The organism is Actinomadura chibensis NBRC 106107, from assembly GCF_001552135.1.
Classification (GTDB): domain Bacteria; phylum Actinomycetota; class Actinomycetes; order Streptosporangiales; family Streptosporangiaceae; genus Spirillospora; species Spirillospora chibensis.
This window is the reverse complement of record NZ_BCQP01000012.1, coordinates 81,871-100,494: the sequence shown is the minus strand read 5'-3', so window position 1 is coordinate 100,494 and position 18,624 is coordinate 81,871. Positions and strand designations below refer to the sequence as shown.

Below are 18,624 nucleotides of genomic sequence, written 5' to 3'. Positions count from 1 at the left end.
TCCCGCATGACTGAGGAGTGGACGATGGCGTTCGACCTTCGCGGGCGCAGCTTCATCAGGGAGCTCGACTTCACGCCGGGGGAGTTCGGGGCCCTGCTCGACCTCGCCGCCGACCTGAAGGCCGCCAAGCGCGGCGGCACCGAGGTCCCGGCGCTGACCGGCCGGAACATCGCGCTGATCTTCGAGAAGACCTCCACCAGGACGCGCTGCGCGTTCGAGGTCGCCGCGCACGACCAGGGCGCCCACGTCACCTACCTCGACCCGAGCGGCACGCAGATCGGCCACAAGGAGTCGATGAAGGACACGGCCCGCGTCCTCGGCCGCATGTTCGACGGCATCGAGTACCGGGGGTCGAGCCAGAAGCTCGTGGAGGAACTGGCGGCGTACGCGGGCGTCCCGGTGTGGAACGGCCTGACGGACGAGTGGCACCCGACGCAGATGCTCGCCGACCTGCTCACCATGCGCGAGCACAGCGGCGGGACGTTGGACGGCGTCACGTTCGCCTACCTCGGCGACGCGCGCAACAACATGGGCCACAGCTACGTGGCGGCGGGCGCGCTGGCGGGCGTGAACGTCCGCGTCGTCGCGCCGCGCGCCCTCTGGCCGGACGAGGAGAGCGTCGTCAAGCCGTCCGCCGAGGTCGCGGCCGCGACCGGCGCTGACCTCCGGTTCACCGAGGACGTCGCCGAGGGCGTCCGCGGCGCCGACTTCGTGATCACCGACGTGTGGGTGTCGATGGGCGAGCCCGCCGAGCGGTGGGACGAGCGGATCGCGCTGCTCCGCCCGTACCAGGTCAACGCCGAGGTCATGCGCGCGACCGGCAACCCGGACGTGAAGTTCATGCACTGCCTCCCCGCCTTCCACAACCGGGACACGGTCGTGGGGGAGCAGATCTTCCAGAAGACCGGCCTGGACGCCCTGGAGGTCACCGAGGAGGTGTTCGAGTCGGACGCCTCCATCGTCTTCGACGAGGCGGAGAACAGGATGCACACCATCAAGGCGGTCATGGTCGCGACGCTCGGCTGACCGGCCGGAGCGCGGGAGGGGAAGGGGGCAGGATGCGCGTCGTCGTCGCGCTCGGTGGGAACGCGCTGGTGGAGCGGGGCGACACGCCCGACGCCGACCTGCAGCGCGCCAACGTCGACCGGGCGGTGCGGGCGCTGGCGCCGCTCGCCGAGCGGCACGAGCTGATCGTCACGCACGGGAACGGCCCGCAGGTCGGGGTGCTGGCGCTGGAGAGCGTCAACGACCCGAACCTGACCCGGCCGTACCCGCTGGACACGATCGGCGCCGAGACCCAGGGCATGATCGGCTACTGGATGCTGCAGGCGCTGCAGAACGCGCTGCCCGGCCGCCAGGTCATGGCCATGATCAACCAGACGCTGGTGTCCGCGGTGGACCCGGCGTTCGAGAACCCGACCAAGTTCGTCGGGCAGGTCTACGAGCGGGAGGAGGCGGAGAAGCTCGCCGCCGAGTACGGCTGGACGGTCCGCCAGGACGGGGAGCTCTGGCGCCGCGTCGTGCCGTCCCCGCGCCCGCAGCGGGTGATCGAGACGCGCCTGATCAGGGAGCTGGTCCGGCTCGGCACGGTGGTGGTGTGCGCGGGCGGCGGCGGCATCCCGGTGTTCCGCAACGACGTCGGGCGGCTGGAGGGCGTCGAAGCGGTGATCGACAAGGACCTCACCGCGTCCGTCCTGGCCGAGAGCATGGACGCGGACGCCCTGCTGATCCTTACCGACGTCCCCCGGGTGATGCGCCACTACGGCACGCCGCGCCAGGAGGAGATCACCCACACGACGCCGCACGAGCTGCGCGCCGAGGAGTTCCCCGCCGGGTCGATGGGCCCGAAGGTCGAGGCGGCGGCGAGCTTCGTCGAGCGGACCGGCGACATGGCCGCGATCGGGCGGCTCGACCAGTGCGTGGAGATCCTCGACGGGACGGCCGGCACGATCGTCACCCCCAACGCGACCTGGCCGCTGGCGAGCACGCTGTGACCGCCCCGACCAGGCCCGCCCCCGTCTCGTTCGCGCGGAGCCTGCTGCGGACGAAGCCGGTCGACCGGATCGTCGCCGAGGGCGGCCGGGGCGAGGGCGGCGAGCTGAAGCGGACGATGAGCCTGCTCCAGCTCACCCTGTTCAGCGTCGGCGCGACGCTCGGCACGGGGATCTTCGTCGTCCTCGGCGAGGCGGTGCCGCTGGCCGGGCCCGCCGTCGTGCTGTCGTTCGTCCTCGCCGCCGTCACCGCGCTGTTCTCGGCCCTGTCGTACGCGGAGCTGGCCGGGACGATCCCCGTGTCCGGCTCGTCCTACTCCTACTCCTACGCGACGCTCGGGGAGCTGGTCGCGTGGGTCTGCGGCTGGTGCCTGCTGCTGGAGTACGCCGTGTCGGTGTCGGCCGTCGCGGTCGGCTGGGGCGCCTACCTGAGCGCGTTCTTCGACGACGCGGCGGGCTTCACGATCCCGGCGGCGCTGGCCGGGCCGCCGGGGGAGGGCGGCGTCGTCAACGTCCCGGCGGTGGCCGTCGTGCTGCTCGCGACGTTCCTGCTCCTGCGCGGGACGTCGGAGAGCGCCGCCGCCAACACGGTCATGGTGTTCCTCAAGATCGGCGTGCTGCTGTTCTTCTGCGCGGTCGCCTTCACCGCGTTCAAGTCGGGGAACCTGAGCCCGTTCGCGCCGATGGGCTGGGCGGGCGTCAGCGCCGCCGGGTCCAAGGTGTTCTTCTCCTACATCGGCTTCGACGCCGCCTCCACGGCGGGCGAGGAGGCGAAGAACCCGCGCCGCGACCTGCCGCTCGCGATCGTCCTGTCGCTGGCGATCGTCACGGCCGTGTACGTGCTGGTCGGGCTCGCCGCCGTCGCCGCCATGCACTGGACGAGGTTCAGCCTCAGCGGCTCGGAGGCGTCGCTCGCCGAGGTGCTGAACCAGGCGACCGGGCGCACCTGGCCGTCGATGATCCTCTCGCTCGGCGCGGTGATCGCCATCGCCAGCGTGGTCCTGACCGTCATGTACGGGCAGACCCGCATCCTGTTCGCGATGTCGCGGGACGGGCTCGTCCCCGACGTGTTCCAGAAGGTCAGCCCGCGGCGGCGCGTCCCGGTCGCCAACACCGTCATCGTGGCCGCGTTCATCGGGACGCTCGGCGCCGTCGTCCCGCTCGGCCGGCTGGTGGACGCCACGAGCATCGGCACCCTGTTCGCGTTCGCGCTGGTCAGCGTGGGCGTGATCGTGCTGCGGCGGACGCGTCCCGACCTGCCGCGCAGCTTCCGCACCCCGCTCTACCCGCTGACCCCGCTGGCGGGCGTCGCGTTCTGCGTCTACCTGATGGTCGGCCTCGGCGGGGTGACCTGGACGGTCTTCGCGCTGTGGAGCCTCGTCGGCCTCGCCGCCTACTTCCTCTACGGCCGCCGCCATTCGCGCCTGGCGGCCGAGCCGTCCGGACGGAGCGCCCCGTGAACGGGCCGCGCGTCCTGCTCGGCTACTCGCCGGACGAGCGCGGCGACGACGCGCTGGCGCTCGCGGCGCTGGTCGTCCGGTCGGCGGGCGGGTCGCTGGTGGTCGCGAACGTCCATCCGCCGCCCTGGCCCGCGCGCGGCCCCGGCTCGGTCGACGCCGAGTGGGTCGCCTACCTCAGGGACGAGTCGCGGGCGGCGCTGGACCGGGCGGCGGCGCGGCTCGCCGGGACGGGCGCGCCGGAGCCGACGTGGCGCGTCCACGGCCACCGCGGCAGCGGGCGCGGCCTCATCGAGATCGCCCGCGACACCGCCGCCGACCTGGTCGTGATCGGCTCCGCGCCGCGCGGGCGGCGCGGCCGGATCGCCATCGGCAGCACCGCCGACCAGCTCCTGCACGGCTCGCCGGTGCCCGTCCTGCTCGCCCCGCGCGGCTACGCCGCCGACCCGCCCGCCCGGCTGGCGCGGCTGACCGTCGCGTACTGGCGGCGGCCGGGCGCCGACGGCCCGCTGGCGAGCGCCGCCGCGTTCGCCGCGTCGCTCGGGGTGCCGCTGCGGCTGCTCACGCTCGTGCTCCGGCCGCCCGGCCTCGCCGCGAAGTTCCGCGACGCCGACGGGCTGATGGAGCGCCAGCGCGTCCAGGCGGAGGACGACCTGCGCCACGCCGCCGGGCTCCTGCACGCCGCCCCGCGCGTCGAGCGCGAGACGGTCACCGGGACGGGCGTCGCCAAGGCGCTCGGCGCGGTCGATATGCTGCCCGGCGAGGTGCTGGCCTGCATGTCCAGCCATGACGGGCCGCTGCGCAAGGTCTTCCTCGGGGAGCGCTCCGGCAAGATCGTCCGCGCCTCGGCGTGCCCGGTGCTGGTGCTGCCGCGCGGCGCCGCCCCGCAGGTCGCCTCGCGCACCGCCTCCGCCTAGGACGCGAAGGCGCAGGTTAGGTAAGGCTTACCTGCGTGAGGTACGACATCGGCGTTCCGGTGTTTGCCGGGAAGGAATTACGGCACACTGATGTTGTGAAAAACGTGAGCGAGGATCGGGCGAGCACGGAGACCGCGGGTGCGCGGTCCGCCGGCGTGCCGTCCGCGCCCGGCCGCACCGAGCGCGACACCCGCGCCCGGGTGGCCCGGCTGATCCTTGAGCACGGGCCGGTCACGGCGTCCACGCTGGGGGAGCGCGTCGGCCTCACGCCCGCCGCGATCCGCAGGCACCTGGACGCGCTGCTGGCCGAGGGCATGATCGAGGTCCGCAAGGCGCGGACGCCGCAGACCCGGCGCGGCCGGGGGCGCCCCGCCAAGTGGTTCGCGATCACCGACGCCGGGCGCAACGCGTTCGTGCACGCCTACGACGACCTCGCGACGAGCGCGCTGCGCTTCCTCGCCGAGACGGCCGGGGAGCGCGCGGTCGCCGAGTTCGCCCGGCGGCAGATCGCCGACCTGGAGCGCCGGTACCGGCCCGTCGTGCAGGACGCGCCGCTCCACCAGCGGGTCCGCACGCTGGCCGAGGCGCTGTCCGGCGACGGCTACGCGGCCGCCGCGGCCAAGGCCCCGCAGCCGGGCGGCGGCGAGCAGCTCTGCCAGCACCACTGCCCGGTCGCGCACGTCGCCGCGGAGTTCCCGGAGCTGTGCGAGGCCGAGACCGAGGCGTTCAGCCGCCTGCTCGGGACGCCCGTGCAGCGGCTGGCCACGATCGCCCACGGCGACGGGATCTGCACCACCCACGTCAGCCCGCACTCGCTCTGCGGGACCGGCGAGAGCGGCCGGAGCGGCGGCGAGCCCGCCGCGAGCGAAGAACTGACCAGTGACGAGGAGTCCGGAGGGACCTCCCTATGACTACGGCAGCCCACCCCGAACTGGAGGGGCTCGACAGGTACAAGTTCGGCTGGGCCGACTCCGACGAGGCCGGGGCCTCGGCGCGGCGCGGCCTGAACGAGGACGTCGTCCGCGACATCTCGGGCAAGAAGGGCGAGCCCGAGTGGATGCTCGACCTGCGCCTCAAGGGGCTGCGGCTGTTCAGCAAGAAGCCCATGCCGACCTGGGGCTCCGACCTGTCGGACATCGACTTCGACAACATCAAGTACTTCGTCAAGTCGACCGAGCAGCAGGCGGCGTCCTGGGAGGAGCTCCCCGAGGACATCAAGAACACCTACGACAAGCTCGGCATCCCCGAGGCCGAGAAGCAGCGCCTGATCGCGGGCGTCGCCGCGCAGTACGAGTCGGAGGTCGTCTACCACAAGATCCGCGAGGACCTTGAGGAGAAGGGCGTCATCTTCGTCGACACCGACACCGGCCTGCGCGAGCACCCGGAGATCTTCCAGGAGTACTTCGGCTCGGTGATCCCGGTCGGCGACAACAAGTTCGCCGCGCTGAACACCGCCGTCTGGTCGGGCGGCTCGTTCATCTACGTCCCGCCGGGCGTGCACGTCGAGATCCCGCTCCAGGCCTACTTCCGGATCAACACCGAGAACATGGGCCAGTTCGAGCGGACGCTGATCATCGCCGACGAGGGCTCCTACGTCCACTACGTCGAGGGTTGTACCGCTCCGATCTACAAGTCGGACTCGCTGCACTCGGCCGTCGTGGAGATCGTCGTGAAGAAGGACGCCCGCGTCCGCTACACGACGATCCAGAACTGGTCGAACAACGTCTACAACCTGGTGACCAAGCGCGCCGTCGCCTACGAGGGCGCCACCATGGAGTGGGTCGACGGCAACATCGGCTCCAAGGTCACGATGAAGTACCCGGCCGTCTACCTGCTCGGCGAGCACGCCAAGGGCGAGACGCTGTCCATCGCGTTCGCGGGCGAGGACCAGCACCAGGACGCGGGCGCCAAGATGGTGCACGCCGCGCCGAACACCTCGTCCAGCATCATCTCCAAGTCGGTGGCGCGCGGCGGCGGGCGGACGTCCTACCGGGGCCTCGTGCAGATCCAGGAGGGCGCCGAGCACAGCAAGTCCACGGTGAAGTGCGACGCGCTGCTCGTCGACCAGATCAGCCGGTCCGACACCTACCCGTACGTCGACGTCCGCGAGGACGACGTCGAGATGGGCCACGAGGCGACCGTCTCCAAGGTGTCGGAGCAGCAGCTGTTCTACCTGATGAGCCGCGGCCTCACCGAGGACGAGGCGATGGCGATGATCGTGCGCGGGTTCGTCGAGCCCATCGCGCGCGAGCTGCCGATGGAGTACGCCCTGGAGCTGAACCGGCTGATCGAGCTGCAGATGGAAGGAGCCGTCGGCTGATGGGGCTGGAGCAGAAGCCTCTGTCGACGCTGCACGACAAGGCGTCGTACGAGGTCGCCGACTTCGACGTGCCGACGGGCCGCGAGGAGGAGTGGCGCTTCACCCCGCTGCGCCGCCTGCGCGGCCTGCACAACGGCACCGCCGAGGAGGGCGGCAAGGTCCTGGTCGAGGCGGAGGCGGCGCCGGAGGTGACGGTCGAGACCGTCGGCCGCGACGACGCCCGCCTCGGCGCGGCCTACGTCCCCGCCGACCGGGTCAGCGCGCAGGCGTGGAACTCGTTCACCGAGGCCGTGGTCGTGACCGTGCCGAAGGAGACCGCCGCGTCCGCGCCGACCGTGCTGCGGCTGCGCGGCGAGGACGCCTCGGCCGCCGCCTACCGGCACACGACGGTGATCGTCGAGCCGTTCGCGGAGGCGACCGTCGTGCTCGCCCACCGCGGCCTCGCGACCTACGCCGACAACGTCGAGTTCGTCGTCGGCGACGGCGCCCGGCTGTCGGTGATCAGCCTGCAGGACTGGGCGGACGGCAGCGTCCACGTCTCCCACCAGCACGCCCGCCTCGGCCGCGACGCGCGGTTCGTCTCGCACAACGTGTCGCTCGGCGGCGACGTCGTGCGGATCTCGCCGTCGGTGTCCTACGACGGGCCCGGCGGCGACGCCGAGCTGTACGGGGTCTACTTCGTGGACGGCGGCCAGCACCTGGAGCACCGCCTGCTCGTCGACCACGCCGTCCCGAACTGCCGCAGCCGCGTCGACTACCGCGGCGCGCTCCAGGACCAGGACGCGCACGCCGTGTGGATCGGCGACGTCATCATCCGCGCGGAGGCCGAGGGCACCGACACCTACGAGCTGAACCGCAACCTCGTCCTCACCGACGGGACGCGGGTCGACTCCGTCCCGAACCTGGAGATCCTCACCGGCGAGGTCGCGGGCGCGGGGCACGCCTCGGCGTCCGGACGGCTCGACGACGAGCACCTGTTCTACCTCCAGGCGCGCGGCATCACCTTCGACGAGGCGCGGCGCATGGTCGTCCGCGGGTTCCTCGGCCAGCTCGTCGAGCGGATCGAGGTCCCCGACGTCCGCGAGAAGGTCCGCGAGGCGATCGAGGCCGAGTTGGATCAGGGGGCCCGATGACCGGAGCGAAGCGAGGATCACCGGACACCCGCCTCGGGGGTCTGGGGGCCGCCGCCCAGAAGGGCAGGTCGCGGTGACGTACGTGAAGGTCTGCGCGCTCGGCGACGTCCCCGCGGACGGGGCGATCGCCGTGGAGGTCGACGACACGCCCATCGCGATCGCGCGGAGCGGCGAGGACGTGTTCGCCGTCAACGACATCTGCTCGCACGCCGAGGTCTCGCTCTCGGAGGGCGAGGTGTACGACGGCACGATCGAGTGCTGGCTGCACGGGTCCTGCTTCGACCTGCGCAGCGGCAAGCCCACCAACCCGCCGGCCACGCAGCCGGTCGCCACCTACAAGGTCAAGGTCGAGGACGGCGACGTCTACGTCTCGCTCGCCGCCGACGACTAGGGCCCCACGATAAGGACAACGACGCACTATGGCCACGCTTGAGATCCGCGACCTCCACGTCTCCGTCGGCGACGGCTCCGACGGGTCGAAGGAGATCCTCCGCGGGGTCGACCTGACCGTGCAGGCCGGCGAGACCCACGCGATCATGGGGCCGAACGGCTCCGGCAAGTCCACCCTCGCGTACGCGGTCGCCGGGCACCCGAAGTACGAGGTGACCTCCGGCACGGTGACGCTCGACGGCGAGGACGTCCTCGCCATGTCGGTCGACGAGCGCGCCCGCGCCGGGCTGTTCCTCGCGATGCAGTACCCGGTCGAGGTGCCGGGGGTGTCGGTCTCGAACTTCCTGCGCTCGGCGGTGACCGCCGTCCGCGGCGAGGCGCCGAAGCTCCGCGAGTTCTCCAAGGAGATGAAGCAGGCGATGGACGACCTGTCCATCGACCCGGCGTTCGCGCAGCGCAGCCTGAACGAGGGCTTCTCCGGCGGCGAGAAGAAGCGGCACGAGATCCTGCAGCTGGAGATGCTGAAGCCGAAGGTCGCCGTCCTGGACGAGACCGACTCCGGCCTCGACGTCGACGCGCTCAAGGTCGTCTCCGAGGGGGTCAACCGGTTCGCGTCCGGCGACACCGGCGTGCTGCTGATCACCCACTACACCCGGATCCTGCGCTACGTGAAACCCGACTTCGTGCACGTGTTCGCGGGCGGCCGGGTCGTCGCCGAGGGCGGGCCCGAGCTGGCCGACGAGCTTGAGGAAGAGGGCTACGAGAAGTACGTGAAGGCGGGCGCGTCGCTATGAGCCTGAGTGAGGCGAACCGGGCGGCGTGGGAGGCCGCGCCGCCGGAGGGCGCCGGGAACCTCCTGCCGGAGGAGCTGAAGAAGGACTTCCCGCTCCTGCAGCGCACGGTCCGCGGCGGGCACCCGCTCGTGTACCTCGACTCGGGCGCGACGTCGCAGAAGCCCCTCCGGGTGCTGGACGCCGAGCGCGACTTCTACGAGCGGCACAACGCGGCCCCGCACCGCGGGGCGCACCTGCTCGCCGAGGAGGCGACGGAGGCGTACGAGAACGCGCGCGCGTCCATCGCCCGGTTCATCGGCGCGACGCCCGCCGAGATCGTGTTCACGAAGAACGCCACCGAGGGCATCAACCTGGTCGCGTACGCGATGAGCAACGCCGCGACCGCGGGCCCGGAGGCGGAGCGCTTCAGGGTCGGCCCCGGCGACGAGGTCGTCGTGTCGGAGATGGAGCACCACGCGAACCTCGTCCCGTGGCAGGAGCTGTGCCGCCGGACGGGCGCGACGCTGCGCTGGTTCGGCATCACCGACGACGGGCGGCTCGACCTGGAGCACCTCGACGAACTGGTCAACGAGCGGACGAGGATCGTCGCGCTGACGCACCAGTCGAACGTGCTCGGGACCGTCCCGCCGATCGAGCTGATCGCCGCGCGCGCGCACGCGGTCGGCGCGCTGGTCCTGCTGGACGCGGCGCAGTCCGTCCCGCACCAGCCGGTGGACGTCACCCGGCTGAACGTCGACTTCCTCGCCTTCTCCGGGCACAAGATGCTCGGCCCGACCGGCATCGGCGTCCTGTGGGGGCGGAGCGAGCTGCTGGAGGCCATGCCGCCGTTCATCACCGGCGGTTCCATGATCGAGGTCGTCCGGATGGAGGGCACCACGTTCATGCCGCCGCCGCAGCGGTTCGAGGCGGGCGTGCCGATGACCGCGCAGGCCATCGGCCTCGGCGCGGCGTGCGAGTACCTCTCCGAGATCGGCATGGACCGGGTGCACGCCCACGAGGAGGCCCTCATCGGCTACTCGCTGGAGCGGCTCACCGAGGTCCCCGGCGTCCGGATCGTCGGGCCCGGCACCACCGAGGCGCGCGGCGGCGCGGTGTCGTTCACCGTCGACGGCATCCACCCGCACGACGTCGGGCAGGTGCTGGACGACCTCGGCGTCGAGGTCCGCGTCGGCCACCACTGCGCGTGGCCGATCTGCCGCCGCTTCGGCATCCCCGCCACCACCCGCGCCACGTTCTACCTCTACAACACCCTCGGCGACATCGACGCCCTCGCCGACGGGGTGCGGCAGGCGCAGCGGTTCTTCGGGACGGTCTGACCCGGAACACGCCCACCGCCCGCCCTGTTGCACCGAGAAAGGCTTGGAAAGGACGACATGCAACTGGAGGCGATGTACCAGGAGGTCATCCTGGACCACTACCGCAACCCCCACCACAAGGGGCTGCGGGAGCCGTTCGAGGGCGAGGCGCACCACGTCAACCCGACGTGCGGCGACGAGGTGACGCTGCGCGTCCACCTGGACGGCGAGGGCCAGGCCGCCACGGTCGTCGACGTGTCCTACGACGCGATGGGCTGCTCCATCAGCCAGGCCAGCGCCTCGGTGATGTCCGACCTGATCATCGGGAAGTCCGTCAAGGAGGCGATGGCGGTCGGCGACGAGTTCCTGGCGCTGATGCAGTCGCGCGGCCAGGACGTCCACCCCGACGAGGACCTCCTTGAGGACGCCATCGCCTTCGCGGGGGTCTCCAAGTACCCCGCCCGGATCAAATGCGCCCTGCTCGCCTGGATGGCGTGGAAGGACGCGACCGCCCGCGCACTCGGAGAGGCAAGGTAGGGCCCCATGACCGAATCGACCGGCACGGCCGTCCCCGAGGAGGAGATCCTCGAAGCCCTCAAGGACGTCGTCGACCCCGAGCTCGGCATCAACGTCGTCGACCTCGGCCTGGTGTACGGCGTGGACGTCGCCGACGAGGTCGCCGTCCTGGACATGACGCTGACCAGCGCCGCCTGCCCGCTCACCGACGTGATCGAGGACCAGGCGCACAGCGCCCTGGAGGGCCTGGTCAAGGACGTCAAGATCAACTGGGTCTGGCTCCCGCCGTGGGGCCCCGACAAGATCACCGACGAGGGCCGCGACCAACTCCGCGCCCTCGGCTTCAACGTCTGACCCCGCCCCGCCCGTAAGGCGTCCGTGTGAGGCCGCGCCCCGCCGAGGGGTCGCGGCCTCACGTGTGTCCGGGGGAGTCCGGGGTGCCGACCGTCAGTCCGGGCGCGCGGGCGTCCGGGCGTCCTTGGGTTTGGTGGGCCAGAGGGTGTGGGTTATGGGCCAGAGGGACCAGATGGCGAGGACGAGGCCGAGGCGGGCCGTCCAGCCGGTGAGGGCCGCGGTGCGGTCGGCGTCGCCGACCCAGGCGATCATGGCGAGGAGCAGGGCGCAGCCGATGGCGGTGGCGAGCGCGGCCTTGCCGAACTCGCGCCACTCGTAGCGGGCCCGGGCGGCGCCGTACTTGGGCTTGCCGCGCGGGGGCGGGCCGCCCGCGAAGCGGTGCGCGAACCGCTCGTCGGCCCAGCGGACCATGCCGTGCCCGAACGCGACCGAGTAGCCGAGGTAGGCGGCGGCGAGGCCGTGCGCGAACCCGGCGGTCGCGCCGCCGCGCAGGTCGACCGCCGTCGCGACCAGCAGCACGAGGTCGATGAGCGGGACGCAGAGCAGCAGCGCCGCGCCGGTCCGCCGCAGGCGCAGCGGGTAGCGGGCGGCGAGCCCGGCCGCGAGGACGACCCAGAAGCCGATCTCGCAGCCGGCGATGACCGCGATGAGCACGTGGACCCCCTTTCCGTCGGTTCCATCGTCCGGGGCCGGGGGCCGGGAATCGTCGTCCGCTGTGCGGGTTCCGGGGGTCGTCCGAAGGATGTACGGGGCCTCCTCACCCGGACGGACGAGCCACGGCGCCGGAGATGCTGAGATGGGACGGTGCACCGCGTCCGACGCCTGACCACCCGCCACGACGCCCTGATCGTCGTGGCGGCGCTGGCCGGCGGGCTGACGATGCTCGCCGCGCACGGCTACTCCACCTGGACGAAGGACTGGGACCCCTCGTTCTGGGCGCGCCTCGTCCCGCTGCTCGGGCTGTGCTCGGCCATGCTGCTGCGCCGCACGGCGCCCCTCACCGCCCTCGCGCTGGCGACCCCGTTCAACTTCGCCGACGTCGCGTTCGGGCCGAGCATCGCCACCGCGATGATCTACGGCGACGCGCTGTACGCGGCGAGCCTGTACGGGCGGCGCCGGACGGCGGAGTGGCTGCTCGGCGCGACCGTCCTCGCCGCGCTCGGGGTCGCCGTGGGCGCCGCGATCGGGCTGCGCGGCGTCGCGCCCGGGGTGGTCGGCGGCGCGGTCGCCGGGCTCGTGTGGGTCGCGCCGGTGCTGACCGCGATGGCCGTCCGGGAGCACCGGTTCCGGGCGGAGGCCGAGCGGGCCCGCGCCGAGCAGGTCGCGCGGCTCGCCGAGCTGGACCGGCGCGCCGCCGTGACCGCCGAGCGCGCCCGGATGGCCCGCGAGCTGCACGACGTGATCGCCAACCACCTGAGCGCGGTGGCGCTGCACTCCTCGGCCGTCCTGAAGGTGCCCGACCTGGACCGGGACGGCGTCAACCGCGCCATGGAGGTCATCCGGGAGAACAGCGTCCAGGGGCTCGCGGAGATGCGCCGGATGATCGGGCTGCTGCGCGAGGGCGACGGCGACGACCCGGCCGCCCGGCCGCGGCTCGCGGAGCTGGACCGGCTCGTCCGGCACACCGCGCGGACCGACCTGTCGGCGCACCTGGAGGTCAGCGGGGAGCCGCCGGAGCTGCCCGCGGCGGTGGAGCTGGCGGCGTACCGGATCGTCCAGGAGGCGCTGACGAACGCGCTGAAGCACGCCGGTCCCGGCCGCGCCGACGTGCGGGTGGCCTACGCGCGGCGGCGCGTGGTGATCGACGTGCTGAGCCCGCTCGGCCGGGACGGCTCCCGGCTGCCGGGCACCGGCAGCGGCCTGGTCGGGATGCGCGAGCGCGCCGTGATGCTCGACGGGGAGTTCGACGCGGGCCCGGACGGCGAGCGCTGGCGGGTCCACGCCGAACTCCCCCTCGACCAGGTGAACGGCGGCCGGGCGCCATGACCGGAATGGAGCGAGGACAGGGCGGGGCGTCATGATCGATGTGCTGGTGGCGGACGATCAGGCGGCGGTCCGGGCGGGGCTGGTGCTGATCCTCGGCGCGGCGCCGGGGGTCCGGGTGGTCGGCGAGGCGGCCGACGGGCGGCGGGCCGTGGAGCTGGCGAGGGAGCTGCGCCCGCACGTGGTGCTGATGGACGTCCGCATGCCCCGCCTCGACGGGATCGCCGCGACCCGCGAGATCGCCGGGTTCACCGACGTGCTGGTGCTCACCACGTTCGACCTGGACGAGTACGTTTTCGGCGCGCTGCGGGCGGGCGCGTCCGGGTTCCTGCTGAAGGACGTCGACGCCGACCGGCTGGTGGAGGCGGTGCGGACGGTCGCCGCGGGCGAGGGGATCATCGCGCCGCGGGTGACCCGGCGGCTGATCGAGGCGTTCTCCGCCGCCCCCGCGCCGCCCGCGCCGCTGCCCCTGGACGAGCTGACCCCGCGCGAGCGGGAGGTGTTCGCGTGCCTCGGCGAGGGCCTGTCCAACGGGCAGATCGCCGCCCGCCTGGACATGGCGGAGACGACGACCAAGACCCATGTCAGCCGGATCCTGCAGAAGCTGGGGCTGACCAGCCGCGTCCAGGCGGCCATCCGCGCGCGGGAGACGGCCGCCTCCGGACTTTCCGGGCCGGACCCCCATAAGGGATCACCCGGGACGAGCTGACCCCGCAGGAACGATCTCAGCCGGACAGGCTGCGGATCAGGTCGGCGACCCGGACGATGCCGAAGCACCGGCCGAGCTCGTCCACCACGACGAGGTCGTCGTAGACGCGGTCGTCCTCCCGCCCGGCGGCCCGCAGCGCGGCGACGGCGGGCACCGTGCGCGGCACCAGGCGGGGCGGGTCGGCGAGCCGCGCCGCTGGGCGCCGGGCGTGCAGCGCGTGCCCGTAGGCCCCCGAGAGCCGCAGCAGGAACCGCGTCCGGTCGACGGTGCAGCGGGGGCGCTGCCGCTCGTCCACGAGCACGATGCTGGTGATGCCGGTCTCGGAGTTCAGCGCGGTGAGCACCTCCCCGGCGGTCGCCGTGTGCGGCATCGTCACCGCGGGCAGCGTGAACTCCGAGACGCGCGGGCCGAGCCCGAGGTCGTGCCGGGCGGGCTCGCCGGGCGCGGCGACCGGGATGTGGATCGGCATCCCGGGCCGCCACTCCGGCGGGGCGAGCGCGGGGCCCTGGACGAGCCGCACCCCCGCGTCCCGCATCCGCAGCACTTGCTCGCGGGTCGCCATCTGCGGCGCGAGGACGTGCGTCTCCAGCCGGTGCGCCAGTTCGACGAGGCTGTCCACGAGCGCGGCCCGGCGCGGCTCCGACATCGCCCTGCGGGCCAGGTCCGGATCGAGTTTCAGCAGGTAGCAGGCGCCGTCGACGAGCAGGTCGAGCGGCGCGTGCGCGGCGCCGAGGCCCGCGAAGCCGACCAGGTAGCCGGCCCTGCGCAGGCCGCCGAGCGCGGCGGTGAGTGGGGGGCGCACCGCGGGCGGGAAGCCCCCGGACACGCAGAGGATGATCTCCTGGGGGCGGCGTCCTGTCTCGGCCAGCCCGCGGTGCAGGCCGGCGAGGACGTCCTCCCCCTGGCAGAGGGTCTCGGCCCGGAGGCCGATCTGGATCGGCAGCGGGCTGCCGAGGCCGGCGCCGGCGCGGGCGGCCTCGACCGCGCGCCGCACGTCCTCGGAAGCCGGATCCGCCCGCATCGGGACGCGGGTCGGGCCGACCGGCGCGGCATGCGCCTCCACGGCGACGACGGTGCCGGTGCCGAGATCGACCACCGGATGGAACACCGCCCGCGCCGGAAGGAGGGCGTCAATCGCTTCGACGGCGGACACAACGGCATCATGTCGCCCGCCAACCCCCGAAACTAGATACGTCAGGAGAAGTTAACGCATAATTCGCGCTGCTCACAGGCCCCGACCGCCGACGAACGCGGAGAGCAGGTAGGTGGCTCCGGCGAGTGCCGCGAGCCACGCGTACGCGGAGATGTCGGCGCCGCGGAGCGCCTGCACCGTCAGCCCGCCGACCACGGCGACGGTCAGCACGTCGCCGGTCATCGCCGCCGCGCGCAGGTGCGCGCGGGCCCGGGTGCCCGAGCCGAACCCCTCGCTGAGCGGGAGCGCGGGCTCGTTGCGCCGGTACGCGAGGTAGCCCGCGTACCCCGCCAGGGCGGCGAGGGCGACGAGGGCCGTCCCGGACCGCCCGTCGGCGGCGAGCACGACCCCCACCACGACCCCGGCGCCGAGGACGACGCCGGGCACGGCCCACCTGCTGAGGCTGCGGCGTTCGGGAGCGATCCACATGGTCCTCATCCTTCCCGATCTGGGGAGCGGCGGACCGGCAACGCGCCGGGCTGTATCTTCTCGCTTCGTGGCTCGATTTCGATTGAACGGCTCGAAGATGCTCGCCGTCGACCTGGCGGGCGAGACGGTCCGGGCCCTGAACGGCTCCATGGTCGCCTACGAGGGCCAGATGGCGTTCAAGCGGCAGGGCATGACGGGCGGCGAGGGCCTGCGCGGCGCCCTCAAGCGGAGGATCGCGGGCGAGGGCATGACCCTCATGGAGGTCACCGGACACGGGACGGTGTACCTGGCGAGCGAGGCGACGGAGGTCACGCTCGTCCAGCTCGGCGGCGACACCCTGTTCGTGGAGTCGGAGAGCCTGCTCGCGCTGGACGGCAACCTCCAGACCGGCGTCCAGTTCGTGGGGCTGCGGGGGATGGGCACGGGGCAGGGCCTCGCCACCACCAAGGTTGAGGGCCACGGGACGGTCGCGATCCTCTCCGACGGCCCGGCGATCGCGCTTGAGGTGACGCCGCAGACGCCGCTGTGCGTCGACCCGCACGCCTACGTCTGCCATCACGGGCAGCTCCAGCAGGACGTGGTCACCGACGTCAACTGGCGGACGGTGATCGGCCAGGGATCGGGGGAAAGCGTGCAGTTCCGGTACCAGGGGCACGGGCTGGTGTACGTCCAGCCCGCCGAGCGCGGTGGGATTCTGGAGATCTGATGCCCGGCTATCAGGCGATCAACTCGAAGATGCTCCAGGTGCCGATCGGGCCGGGGCAGGAGGTCTACAGCAAGCGCGGCGCGATGCTCGCCTACACCGGGCCCGTATCGTTCGCGCCGACCACGACGGCCGGGCAGGGCGTCGGCGGCGCGCTCGGACGCGCCGTCGCGGGCGAGCACAGCGCGATGATGCACGTCACCGGGCAGGGCAGCGTGATGTTCGGGCACGGCGGGCTGGAGGTCACCGTCATCGACCTGAACGGCTCCGACACCCTCTACGTGGAGGCCGACCGGCTACTGGTCCACGACACGTCCCTCCAGGTCGGGACGATGTTCATGGGCGAGCAGGGCGGCGTCCGGGGCATCGTGCGCGGCGCGGTCACCGGGCAGGGCCTGTTCACCTCGACGCTCGCCGGATACGGCTCGTGCGCGGTGCTGTCGCACGGCGGCGTGCTGGAGCTGCCGATCGCCCCGCAGCGCCCGGTGCACGTCGACCCGCAGGCGTACGTGGCCCATCGCGGCCAGGTGCAGAACAAGCTCACCACGGCGGTGGGGCTGCGCGACCTGATCGGGCGCGGCTCCGGCGAGGCGTTCCAGCTGGAGCTGAGCGGGGCCGGGGTCGTCTACGTCCAGGCCAGCGAGAGGAAGATCTGACCGTGAGCATGTTCGGCACGCAGACCTGGAACCCCGGGACGCTCCCCGTCAACGACAACGTCAACCCCTACGCCTTCAGCGTCGACCTCAACGGCCAGTGGTTCGCGCAGAAGGGGAAGATGATCGCCTACTACGGGCAGATCAGGTTCGAGCAGCTCTCGGCCGGGCCGCTCGACTCGCTCGTCGCGCACACGTTCAACTCCCCGCTGTACGCGCAGGACTGGATCGTCGCGCAGGGGCAGGGCAAGCTCCTGCTCGCCGACCGCGGGTTCGACGTCAACTCCTACGACCTGGAGGACGGCAACCTCACCGTCCGGGCCGGGAACCTGCTCGCCTTCGAGCCGGGCCTCGAGCTGAAGCAGTCGATCATCCCCGGGTTCCTGACGCTGATCGGGACGGGGCGCTTCGTCGCCGCGTCCAACGGCCCGGTCCACTTCGTGGAGCCGCCGATCCGGGTCGACCCGCAGGCGCTGCTCGGCTGGGCCGACTGCCCGTCGCCCTGCCACCACTACGACCACTCCTACATGCGCGGCGCGTTCGGCGCCGCGCGGATGGTCTTCGGGATCGGCGGGTCGTCCGGCGAGGAGCACCAGTTCGACTTCACCGGGCAGGGGACGGTGCTGCTCCAGTCGTCCGAGACCGTGATGAACGAGGACGTCCTGCTCCGCGACCTCGAAGGGCAGATCGGGCTGGTCGGCACCAACGGCCTCCAGCGCCTGCACCGGACGATCTCCCAGCGGCTGTCGTCCGAGCGCCAGGGCTGACCCGGGCTCCTCGGCCGCCCGCACGGGGCGGCCGAGGACGCCGCGTCACGACTCCGGCTCGGGCGCGGGCTTCATCACGTGGAACGGAACGCCGAACGGGTCGCGGACGGACGCCGACCGCCCGTACGGGCTGTCCTGCGGCTCGGCGTCGACGGAGCCGCCGCTCGCCCGGACCTTGCGGACCGCCTCGTCGGCGTCCTCCACCGAGAAGTACGTCAGCCAGGACGGGACGGCCGCGCCGCCCCCGCCGAGCACCGTCTCGGACCCGCCCTGGATGCCGCCGACGTACCGGCCGTCCGGCCGCTTCAGGACGGTGTAGTCCATTCCGGGGACGGGCTCGAACTCGTAGCCGAACAGCGCCCCGTAGAACTCGCGGGCGGGCCCGGCGTCGGGCGTCGCCAGCTCGTTCCACACGAACGAGCCCGGGTCGTTCACGATCGCCGACCCGGGGTGCGCCTCGCCCTGCCACAGGCCGAACTGGGCGCCCTGCGGGTCCTTGAGCACCGCCATGCGGCCCTGGCCCATGACGTCCATCACGGGGACGACGACCTCCGCGCCCGCGTCGGCGGCCCGATCGGCGGAGGCGTCGCAGTCGTCGGTGGCGAAGTAGACGTTCCACCAGTACACGTCCGGCTGGTCGTCGGGGTTCTGCATCATCCCGGCGACGGGCAGCCCGCGCACCTTGCACATGTTGTAGTGGCCTGCCTCGGGGCCTGCGTCCTCGAACTGCCAGCCGAAGACCTCGCCGTAGAACGCGCGGGCCCGGTCGATGTCGGGGACCCCGATGTCCAGCCAGTTGGGGGTGCCCTCGGGTGCGTTGCTCGTGACCTGGGTCATTGGGACTCAACTCCTTCGCGCTGGGACCCACCGGTCCCGGTGTCGTCCCGTCGCACGCCCGCCCCTCCCATCCTGGCCCCTCCCCGCGAGTTCACACATCGCGAGTTCATACGTCGCGGGTTCGCACATCGCGGCGGATTCCCGGCATGGCCGCAACCGGCCCGCGGTCACGTACACTTGACGG

The 18,624-nt window shown here is 72.6% G+C and carries 21 protein-coding genes; 17 read left to right on the top strand and 4 right to left on the bottom strand.

Going from position 1 to position 18,624, the window contains the following annotated elements:
- Nucleotides 1-24 precede the first annotated feature (24 nt).
- The 12 genes from argF to ACH01S_RS07680 all read left to right on the top strand — a co-directional run bounded on the left by argF (nt 25) and on the right by ACH01S_RS07680 (nt 11,167).
- The gene (argF, locus tag ACH01S_RS07735; protein WP_067887219.1) at nt 25-1,026 is read left to right on the top strand and encodes an ornithine carbamoyltransferase; all 1,002 of its coding nucleotides are present in this window, start codon (nt 25-27) and stop codon (nt 1,024-1,026) included.
- A 32-nt stretch (nt 1,027-1,058) separates the two neighbouring features.
- Entirely contained in the window at nt 1,059-1,994 is a 936-nt protein-coding gene (gene arcC / locus ACH01S_RS07730) for a carbamate kinase (RefSeq protein WP_067886996.1), read from the top strand.
- Nucleotides 1,991-3,451 carry an amino acid permease gene (locus tag ACH01S_RS07725; protein ID WP_218010178.1) on the top strand — a complete coding sequence of 487 codons (1,461 nt, stop codon included), beginning with the start codon at nt 1,991-1,993 and terminating at the stop codon, nt 3,449-3,451. Before arcC ends, ACH01S_RS07725 begins: the two co-directional genes overlap by 4 nt.
- Nucleotides 3,448-4,365, top strand: coding sequence for a universal stress protein (locus ACH01S_RS07720; RefSeq protein WP_067886992.1), 918 nt, complete (start codon nt 3,448-3,450; stop codon nt 4,363-4,365). The genes ACH01S_RS07725 and ACH01S_RS07720 overlap by 4 nt, the downstream gene beginning before the upstream one ends.
- A gap of 155 nt (nt 4,366-4,520) precedes the next feature.
- On the top strand, nt 4,521-5,276 hold the full coding sequence (locus tag ACH01S_RS07715; protein ID WP_067887212.1) for a helix-turn-helix transcriptional regulator: 756 nt from the start codon (nt 4,521-4,523) through the stop codon (nt 5,274-5,276).
- Nucleotides 5,273-6,685 (top strand): Fe-S cluster assembly protein SufB, encoded by a 1,413-nt coding sequence (gene sufB / locus ACH01S_RS07710; RefSeq protein WP_067886989.1) that lies wholly within the window; start codon nt 5,273-5,275, stop codon nt 6,683-6,685. Before ACH01S_RS07715 ends, sufB begins: the two co-directional genes overlap by 4 nt.
- On the top strand, nt 6,685-7,818 hold the full coding sequence (sufD, locus tag ACH01S_RS07705; protein ID WP_067886986.1) for a Fe-S cluster assembly protein SufD: 1,134 nt from the start codon (nt 6,685-6,687) through the stop codon (nt 7,816-7,818). The genes sufB and sufD overlap by 1 nt, the downstream gene beginning before the upstream one ends.
- Before the next feature lie 73 nt (nt 7,819-7,891).
- Entirely contained in the window at nt 7,892-8,209 is a 318-nt protein-coding gene (locus ACH01S_RS07700; RefSeq protein ID WP_067886983.1) for a non-heme iron oxygenase ferredoxin subunit, read from the top strand.
- A 28-nt stretch (nt 8,210-8,237) separates the two neighbouring features.
- Nucleotides 8,238-9,002, top strand: coding sequence for a Fe-S cluster assembly ATPase SufC (gene sufC / locus ACH01S_RS07695; RefSeq protein ID WP_067886981.1), 765 nt, complete (start codon nt 8,238-8,240; stop codon nt 9,000-9,002).
- Nucleotides 8,999-10,318 carry a cysteine desulfurase gene (locus ACH01S_RS07690; protein WP_083980432.1) on the top strand — a complete coding sequence of 440 codons (1,320 nt, stop codon included), beginning with the start codon at nt 8,999-9,001 and terminating at the stop codon, nt 10,316-10,318. Before sufC ends, ACH01S_RS07690 begins: the two co-directional genes overlap by 4 nt.
- Before the next feature lie 57 nt (nt 10,319-10,375).
- Nucleotides 10,376-10,834, top strand: a complete 459-nt coding sequence (gene sufU / locus ACH01S_RS07685; protein WP_067886978.1) for a Fe-S cluster assembly sulfur transfer protein SufU — start codon at nt 10,376-10,378, stop codon at nt 10,832-10,834.
- A gap of 6 nt (nt 10,835-10,840) precedes the next feature.
- Nucleotides 10,841-11,167 carry a metal-sulfur cluster assembly factor gene (locus ACH01S_RS07680; protein ID WP_067886975.1) on the top strand — a complete coding sequence of 109 codons (327 nt, stop codon included), beginning with the start codon at nt 10,841-10,843 and terminating at the stop codon, nt 11,165-11,167.
- Nucleotides 11,168-11,260: 93 nt separating this feature from the next.
- Here the strand turns inward: ACH01S_RS07680 and ACH01S_RS07675 are convergent, their stop codons facing one another.
- The gene (locus ACH01S_RS07675; RefSeq protein ID WP_067886972.1) at nt 11,261-11,821 is read right to left on the bottom strand and encodes a hypothetical protein; all 561 of its coding nucleotides are present in this window, start codon (nt 11,819-11,821) and stop codon (nt 11,261-11,263) included.
- A 150-nt stretch (nt 11,822-11,971) separates the two neighbouring features.
- On the opposite strand from ACH01S_RS07675, the gene ACH01S_RS07670 reads away from it, so the two are divergent.
- Together ACH01S_RS07670 and ACH01S_RS07665 are read left to right on the top strand one after the other, a co-directional pair.
- Nucleotides 11,972-13,153 (top strand): sensor histidine kinase, encoded by a 1,182-nt coding sequence (locus tag ACH01S_RS07670; protein ID WP_067886969.1) that lies wholly within the window; start codon nt 11,972-11,974, stop codon nt 13,151-13,153.
- 31 nt (nt 13,154-13,184) lie between these two features.
- Complete coding sequence (locus ACH01S_RS07665) at nt 13,185-13,859, top strand: response regulator (RefSeq protein ID WP_067886966.1); 675 nt, start codon at nt 13,185-13,187, stop codon at nt 13,857-13,859.
- Nucleotides 13,860-13,875: 16 nt separating this feature from the next.
- Here the strand turns inward: ACH01S_RS07665 and ACH01S_RS07660 are convergent, their stop codons facing one another.
- Entirely contained in the window at nt 13,876-15,012 is a 1,137-nt protein-coding gene (locus ACH01S_RS07660; RefSeq protein ID WP_246237158.1) for an EAL domain-containing protein, read from the bottom strand.
- Nucleotides 15,013-15,084: 72 nt separating this feature from the next.
- A complete protein-coding gene (locus ACH01S_RS07655) occupies nt 15,085-15,480 on the bottom strand; it encodes an ABC transporter permease (protein ID WP_067886961.1) in 396 nt (131 codons plus the stop codon).
- 67 nt (nt 15,481-15,547) lie between these two features.
- Between ACH01S_RS07655 and ACH01S_RS07650 the strand changes: the two genes are divergently transcribed.
- From ACH01S_RS07650 to ACH01S_RS07640, 3 genes are read left to right on the top strand one after another with little or no spacing between them, the layout of a single operon-like run.
- Nucleotides 15,548-16,186: an AIM24 family protein gene (locus ACH01S_RS07650; protein ID WP_246237157.1), complete on the top strand. Its 639-nt coding sequence runs from the start codon at nt 15,548-15,550 to the stop codon at nt 16,184-16,186.
- Nucleotides 16,186-16,839 (top strand): AIM24 family protein, encoded by a 654-nt coding sequence (locus tag ACH01S_RS07645; RefSeq protein WP_067886955.1) that lies wholly within the window; start codon nt 16,186-16,188, stop codon nt 16,837-16,839. The genes ACH01S_RS07650 and ACH01S_RS07645 overlap by 1 nt, the downstream gene beginning before the upstream one ends.
- A gap of 8 nt (nt 16,840-16,847) precedes the next feature.
- Nucleotides 16,848-17,603 carry an AIM24 family protein gene (locus ACH01S_RS07640; protein WP_067887202.1) on the top strand — a complete coding sequence of 252 codons (756 nt, stop codon included), beginning with the start codon at nt 16,848-16,850 and terminating at the stop codon, nt 17,601-17,603.
- Nucleotides 17,604-17,648: 45 nt separating this feature from the next.
- Here ACH01S_RS07640 and ACH01S_RS07635 read toward each other — a convergent pair whose 3' ends face one another.
- Complete coding sequence (locus ACH01S_RS07635) at nt 17,649-18,440, bottom strand: VOC family protein (RefSeq protein WP_067886952.1); 792 nt, start codon at nt 18,438-18,440, stop codon at nt 17,649-17,651.
- Between the last annotated feature and the right edge of the window lie 184 nt (nt 18,441-18,624).